The organism is Marisediminitalea sp. (assembly GCF_984433645.1).
The window spans coordinates 1-6,435 of sequence record NZ_CFIDRX010000220.1 but is presented as its reverse complement, the minus strand read 5'-3'; the positions used below and the strand labels follow the sequence as shown (position 1 = coordinate 6,435).

General features: G+C 47.4%; 8 protein-coding genes. 2 read left to right on the top strand and 6 right to left on the bottom strand.

Annotated elements, in window-relative coordinates:
* From AC4MRN_RS18855 to lhgO, 4 genes are all read right to left on the bottom strand, one after another.
* Window positions 1–676: mannose-1-phosphate guanylyltransferase (locus tag AC4MRN_RS18855; protein WP_491204161.1), on the bottom strand; the 676-nt coding region annotated here is incomplete at its 3' end.
* A gap of 430 nt (window positions 677–1,106) precedes the next feature.
* Window positions 1,107–1,949, bottom strand: coding sequence for a pirin family protein (locus AC4MRN_RS18850; protein ID WP_370241352.1), 843 nt, complete (start codon window positions 1,947–1,949; stop codon window positions 1,107–1,109).
* A 4-nt stretch (window positions 1,950–1,953) separates the two neighbouring features.
* On the bottom strand, window positions 1,954–2,886 hold the full coding sequence (locus AC4MRN_RS18845; protein ID WP_487965317.1) for a glutathione S-transferase family protein: 933 nt from the start codon (window positions 2,884–2,886) through the stop codon (window positions 1,954–1,956).
* Between the two features lie 88 nt (window positions 2,887–2,974).
* Entirely contained in the window at window positions 2,975–4,177 is a 1,203-nt protein-coding gene (lhgO, locus tag AC4MRN_RS18840) for an L-2-hydroxyglutarate oxidase (RefSeq protein ID WP_491204160.1), read from the bottom strand.
* An 82-nt stretch (window positions 4,178–4,259) separates the two neighbouring features.
* On the opposite strand from lhgO, the gene tcdA reads away from it, so the two are divergent.
* A complete protein-coding gene (gene tcdA / locus AC4MRN_RS18835; RefSeq protein ID WP_155014722.1) occupies window positions 4,260–5,033 on the top strand; it encodes a tRNA cyclic N6-threonylcarbamoyladenosine(37) synthase TcdA in 774 nt (257 codons plus the stop codon).
* 81 nt (window positions 5,034–5,114) lie between these two features.
* The gene (locus AC4MRN_RS18830) at window positions 5,115–5,522 is read left to right on the top strand and encodes a hypothetical protein (RefSeq protein ID WP_073321357.1); all 408 of its coding nucleotides are present in this window, start codon (window positions 5,115–5,117) and stop codon (window positions 5,520–5,522) included.
* Window positions 5,523–5,552: 30 nt separating this feature from the next.
* Here the strand turns inward: AC4MRN_RS18830 and AC4MRN_RS18825 are convergent, their stop codons facing one another.
* Both AC4MRN_RS18825 and AC4MRN_RS18820 read right to left on the bottom strand, forming a co-directional pair.
* Entirely contained in the window at window positions 5,553–6,050 is a 498-nt protein-coding gene (locus AC4MRN_RS18825) for a DUF2919 family protein (protein WP_370241356.1), read from the bottom strand.
* A gap of 4 nt (window positions 6,051–6,054) precedes the next feature.
* A partial coding sequence (locus AC4MRN_RS18820) for a GNAT family N-acetyltransferase (protein WP_491204159.1) occupies window positions 6,055–6,435 on the bottom strand: 381 nt, incomplete at its 5' end.

Sequence of the window (6,435 nt, the reverse complement as noted above, 5' to 3'; positions counted from 1 at the left end):
CCTTGCTTTCAGATTCAATGGCTTTTTCACAAATAGCCAGCATCTCCGGGGCATGCTTCTTCAGTTCAGCCAAGTACACGCTGGCTTTGAACATAAACATACCGCTGTTCCAAAAATAATTACCGGAAGCCACATAGCTTTCCGCTGTCGCCATATCCGGTTTCTCAACGAATTGTTCGACCTTAAGACCATTTCCAACCGCAGCGCCACTCTTGATATAGCCATAACCAGTATGAGGTTGGTCAGGCACAATACCGAAGGTAACCAAATGTCCTTCTAACGCCAGCGCATTTGCTTCAGCCACGGCTTTGTGAAAAGCGGTCTGGTTTTTAATAAGGTGATCAGCTGCAAGAATCAATAAAACCGGGTCTTCATTTGATTTGGTTGCATGTAATGCCGCGAGCGCAATTGCGGGGGCGGTATTGCGCCCTACCGGCTCTAATATGATACCACCATGGTCGCCTTGCATCTGACGCAATTGTTCGGCCACCAAGAACCGATGGGCATCATTACAAATAACAATAGGTTGCGCAGCTTCAGTGCCGTCCAGACGAGCTAACGTGTCTTGTAGCATGGTTTTGTCTGAAGTGAGTGCAAGAAATTGCTTTGGCAGTGCTGCTCGGGATTTAGGCCATAAACGACTGCCAGATCCACCGGCTAAAACGACTGGTTTCATTTGAGTTCCTGTTGATATGATGAGGGCTGTCTGCAGCATGCCTGATGTAGAAAAGTCAAACCAACATGCCAGCCCTTTTTTAATTCCTGACACCATGTTAATCAAGGGAGCCAAGCCAATCAACACAAAGCGCCCCTAAAAAGACCACTTTCTGCGAAGTTTTTTCTAAACCGAAGTTTGAACCGGGTCTATTGACCCTGAGTGGGTAATTTTAGTGCGGATAAAAAGCGCTTTTACAAGCGCTTGCGAGGTCCTTCCGTTTATTGCTATTCACTTTTACAGCAGTTCGTAGCGGGGTCGTCATGAGAGCATTTTACTCTTTGTCACTCCCCTTTCACGAACAACAACAATGCCTTCAGGGCTGTTTCGCGATTAAAATGCTTTCAAATAGACCTGAAGTCGACAGTAAAAATCAACAGGCACAGGATATTCAGGCGAGCGTCCCTCGCTGGTAATCGAACAGCGCCTGCTGAATCTCAGATTCAGAATTCATAACAAATGGGCCGTATTGTACAATCGGTTCACCAATGGGCTGAGCAGCCACCACAATGGCTTTACCTGCAACCGAAGTATCATTGCCGCAGTCCAACGTTACCTGGTTACCGTCGCTAAGCACCGCCAATGTACCTGCATTAATGTTTGTGCCATCCACATCGACCCTGCCTTCATAGCAGTAAATAAAAGCATTGTGGCCCTGCTGAATAGGAATATCGACGGTAGTACAAGACTGCCAGTGCACATCGATAAACATTGGAGACACTTTGGCCGTTTTAACCGGCCCGTTTACGTTCATCAGTTCACCGGCTAACACCTTTGCACTGGCGTGTGGATTGAGTGCCACTGAAGGCACCTGTTCGGCCGGAATGTCTTGATAACCTGGTGCCGACATTTTGTCTTTAGCGGGTAAATTGACCCACAGTTGGAATCCCTTCAACAACCCGTCGGTTTGTTCAGGCATTTCTTCGTGAATAATACCTCGCCCCGCATTCATCCATTGTATGCCGCCCGTTTCAATTACACCTTCGTTACCGACAGAGTCTTTATGTCGCATTTTTCCTTTAAGCATGTAAGTCACGGTTTGAAACCCACGATGAGGGTGCGCTGGAAAACCTGCCAGGTATTCATTTGGCTGATCAGAACCAAAGAAATCCAGCATAAGGAAAGGGTCAAGATGGCGTAACAACGGCTGCCCAATGATTCGGGTGAGACTTACACCTGCACCGTCCTGCGTGCCGACGCCTTGTACGCGTTGTGCTACCTGTCTGTTTGTCATTGCATTACTCCCACAAACTCAGAGACGGCCCAACAGGCACTACCCCCGTCGGATTAATCATTGTATGGCTATAATAATAATGGGTTTTAATATGATCAAAGTTCACCGTTTCAGCAATTCCCGGCATGCGGAATATCCTTTTCATATAGTCGTAAGTGGCCGGATAGTCCTTAATCTGCTTTAAATTACACTTAAAGTGGCCGTGGTAAACGGGATCAAAACGAATCAGCGTGGTAAACAACCGGATATCCGCTTCCGTGAAAGTATCACCAACAAGAAAAGCGTGGTTAGACAGCCTTGACTCGACCTTGTCCAGGGCAGCAAAAAGCTGAGTAACGGCCTCTTCATAAGCATTTTGCTCTGTTGCAAAGCCAGCTTTGTACACTCCGTTATTGATATCGTGGTAAACCCATTCGTTCACTGCATCGATCTCGCTGCGCAACGCTGCTGGATAGTAATCATCCTCGTTGCCCGTCACTGTATTAAAGGCGCTGTTAAAATAACGAATGATCTCCGCTGATTCATTGTTCACTATTTGTTGAGTATGCGTATCCCATAACACCGGCACTGTGACGCGAGAGGTAATATTGCTATCGACCCGCTGGTATAACTGATACATGTATTGGTGCTGATAAAGCATATCGCCTGTCGCACCGGGATACGGCAGAAAAGTCCAGCCGTGTTCACGCATTTTAGGATTAACAACAGAAACTGAAATGTGCGGTGCCAGGCCTTTTAATTCACGCATGATCAGTGTGCGGTGCGCCCAGGGGCAAGCTAAAGACACATAAAGGTGATACCGGCCGCTATCCGGTGTAAATTCACTGTTAGAAGATACTTCATTTCGAAACAATGAAGCCTGACGCTTAAACTTACCTTCGTTGCCCTTTGTGTCATACCAGGTATCGTGCCACCGGCCTTCAACTAACAATCCCATTCTATTCTCCCATAATCATTATTCGTTTATTTCAACATAGTCTACCTTCGTAGCCTTAACGTAATACTGGGACCAATTGTTCGATGGATTAGAATATTCTCGACACGATCTCTCTCGCGATGGGAATGGCACTGGTAGCCGCTGGCGAGGGGGCATTGCCAATGTGAAGTGACAAGGGAGATGAAATAAATTTAAAGTCGTGGATCAGGTTACCATTTTGGTCAACTGCCTGAGCGCGAATACCAGCGCGATAAGGCAGAAAATCTGCGGCCGTGATCCCCGGGCAATAGCGACTCACTAATTTTGCATAATAGGTTTTCGACAACGATGATCTTAATTCACTCATGACTGATTTTCGAAAACGCCAAAGTAGCTTCCAAATATCCGCCTTGCCAAAAATATCCAGCCACTGAGATTGTGATGAGACAATGCCTTCGTACACCTCTTTACCTGTCGCCAGAATTGCATTTGGTCCAACCGTCGTATAGCCACCAATCATTTTCGTGAGGTGAACGCCTAAAAACGGCATTGCCGGATCAGGAATTGGATAAATAAGATGCGACGCAACCTGATTGTACTTATCTGTCAGACGATAATATTCTCCACGAAAGGGTAACATGCGAAAATCACAAGCTAATCCCTGACTACGAATCAATGTATCGCTGAAGATGCCCGCGCAATTAATCACAAAGCCGCCCTGATAGACTTTTTCGCCAGCAGGTGAAGATACAACGACGTTTACTGATTCACTCTGCTCAACAAGTTGCACCACCTTGTGATTAAATCTTATATCAACAGAGGCGCGAGCTTGTGCCAATTGCAACAAACAGGTCGTCACCGCCTTGTAATCGGTAATTCCTGTTTGCCGCACCAGAAATCCACCTTGAGCGCGTATATTGGGCTCCATTTGACGAATGCGATGTGCCGTTAGCATTTGTGGGGACAACGCATTTTGCTCACAACGTGCAAATAGCGCTTCCATTGCCGGCAGTTCACTGTCTTCAGTAGCGACCAATAACTTGCCACATTGCTCGTAGGGCAACTGGTATTGCTTGCAAAGTGACAATGTTTCTTCCAGGCCTTGCCGGCAAAAGGTCGCTTTATAGCTGCCGGGCGGATAATATACACCGGCGTGAATAACGCCTGAGTTTCTGCCCGTTTGCTGGCTGGCAGCCTGACTCGCTTTGTCTAACAAAAGTATTTTAGCACCGGGGCGTTTTTGGCTGAGTTCATTGGCTACTGCCGCACCAATGATACCGGCACCAATAATCACAAAATCATACGCAGACATAGGCAAATCATTGAAAAATGGTAAACTCGGCCCGATAGTACCTGACCGTATTTTCTCTGCAACCCTATCGAAGGTGTAAAGTATGACCTATCAGTCGCGATTTGGCGGCATTACCCGACTCTACGGAAACGATCGCCAGCAAATAATTGCTAATGCACATATAGCTGTCATTGGCATCGGCGGCGTTGGTTCCTGGAGCGCTGAGGCGTTAGCAAGAACAGGTGTTGGCGCCATAACACTGTTCGATCTGGACGATATTTGCGTGACCAACACCAATCGGCAAATCCACGCATTAACCAATACTATCGGAGCAGCAAAGGTCGACGTGATGGCTGACCGTATTCGCGATATCAACCCGGATTGTCAAGTGCACGTAATAGAAGACTTTGTGACGCCGGACACGGTAATGACCCACCTGGATGGTAATTTTACCGGTGTCATTGAAGCCACGGACTCCGTAACAGCGAAAGCCAGTATTATTTATTACTGCAAGCGCAATAAAATTCCTGTCGTTACGGTAGGTGGTGCGGGTGGACAGGTAGATCCGACACAGATTACTTGCGGGGATCTGGCGAAAACCATTCAGGACCCCCTTGCCGCAAAACTCCGAAACCTGTTACGCCGTCAGTATGGATTTTCAAAGAACCCCAAACGAAAATTCGGTATCGACTGCGTTTATTCAACCGAACAGCTTCGTTACCCGCAACCAGACGGTTCCGTGTGTTTCAATAAATCCATGGAAGATGGCAGTACGCGTTTAGACTGCGCCTCTGGCTTTGGTGCATCGGTCGCAGTCACGGCAAGTTTCGGTATGATCGCCGCTGCCAGGCTGATAAATAAGTTAACCGGGGTATAGAAACTCGACATTTCGTCGCCTGTCACGCACAATCAATAAATAATAGAAAAGCGGAACGAAATAAATAAAGGAAAACCGCGGATGAAACAACAAGAATTAGAAACACTTATGACGGAAAGTGCACAGGATGCCGTCGGAACAAGTCATGAAATTTTTCAGATTGAACTGGATTACAGTGCCGACAGCATCGCACTTGTAGACGACCTGTTATTGGCGTTTGTTGCTCAGTATCACGACCAGGCCCTTGAAGACGAAGCTGTGTTCACACTTTGCAATATATATGGCGCTTACATTGGTGAGGTCATGCGGGCTTTGGTCGGTGGCCAGTGGCGTTACGACACTTCCGATGAATCAGCCCCTTTCGTAGTGTTGGATGTAGGTGAATATTCCTACGCGTTTGCCGGCATATGCTACGAACGCCTGGTAAATGACAGTGCGGTTTCGGTCAAAGCCTACTTTGATCAGGCGATTGCTAACAACACACAATAACGTCTTTAGACCTGGCGTTACCCGGCAAGTTTACTTCGAGGATGACGGCGTTACTGCTTCAGGCAACCGCCGCCAGTCTTCGATCATAATCTGCAAATACTGACTTTTTACTAACATGTAAGCCATTACACACAGCGCAATGAAAATCGAGCCGTAATACACATTAAACTGCCCGCCCGTTTTCACTGTCAGCATGCCCATGACGGTTACCTGACAGCCAATGCCCAACCAGCACAAAGGCTTAAGCCATTTACGCCAGGTTAGTCTTTGCTTTTTCCATAACACGCTGCGGAAACTCGTCAATAAAAAGGCAATTGCAAAAGGCATCGCAGCCAGAACTTGCCATACCAACCAGTGGCTGTGCACAAAAATAAGCTCGAAAAGCGTATCTGCTTCTCCTGGCAACGCGCTGATCATCAATATCAACAGGACATCACGTGCACCAAATGCCAATAGTCCGTACCACCAGGTTGGCGGCAGGACGACACCGGCTTCGTCGTAACAATGAAGGGGTAACGCTAATCGCAAGTCATTACCCTATCGCTTTAGAAAAGTGAAAACTGGCAATGGGCATACCATGGGAGAAATAGAAACCGTGTGCCCGGGTTCGCTGAGTACCCGAATCCAGATGTAATGATTCACATCCCAGCGATGCTGCATGTTGCTGACACGTTGTTAGTAACCTGTCGCCAATACCCTGCCCCCGACAAACTTCATCAACCACCAGATCATCGATATACATGTGTTTGCCCCAAGCCAGTTTTTGTCCGACAACAAACCCGGCAACTCCTACGACAACACCGTCCACACTAGCAATCGCAAGGCGATAACCGGCCTGCCACTGTTGTTGAATTGCTCTATTTAATTCTTCAATTGTGAACTGAGGGCGCAAGTGCTGCATGACGCGGCTGAC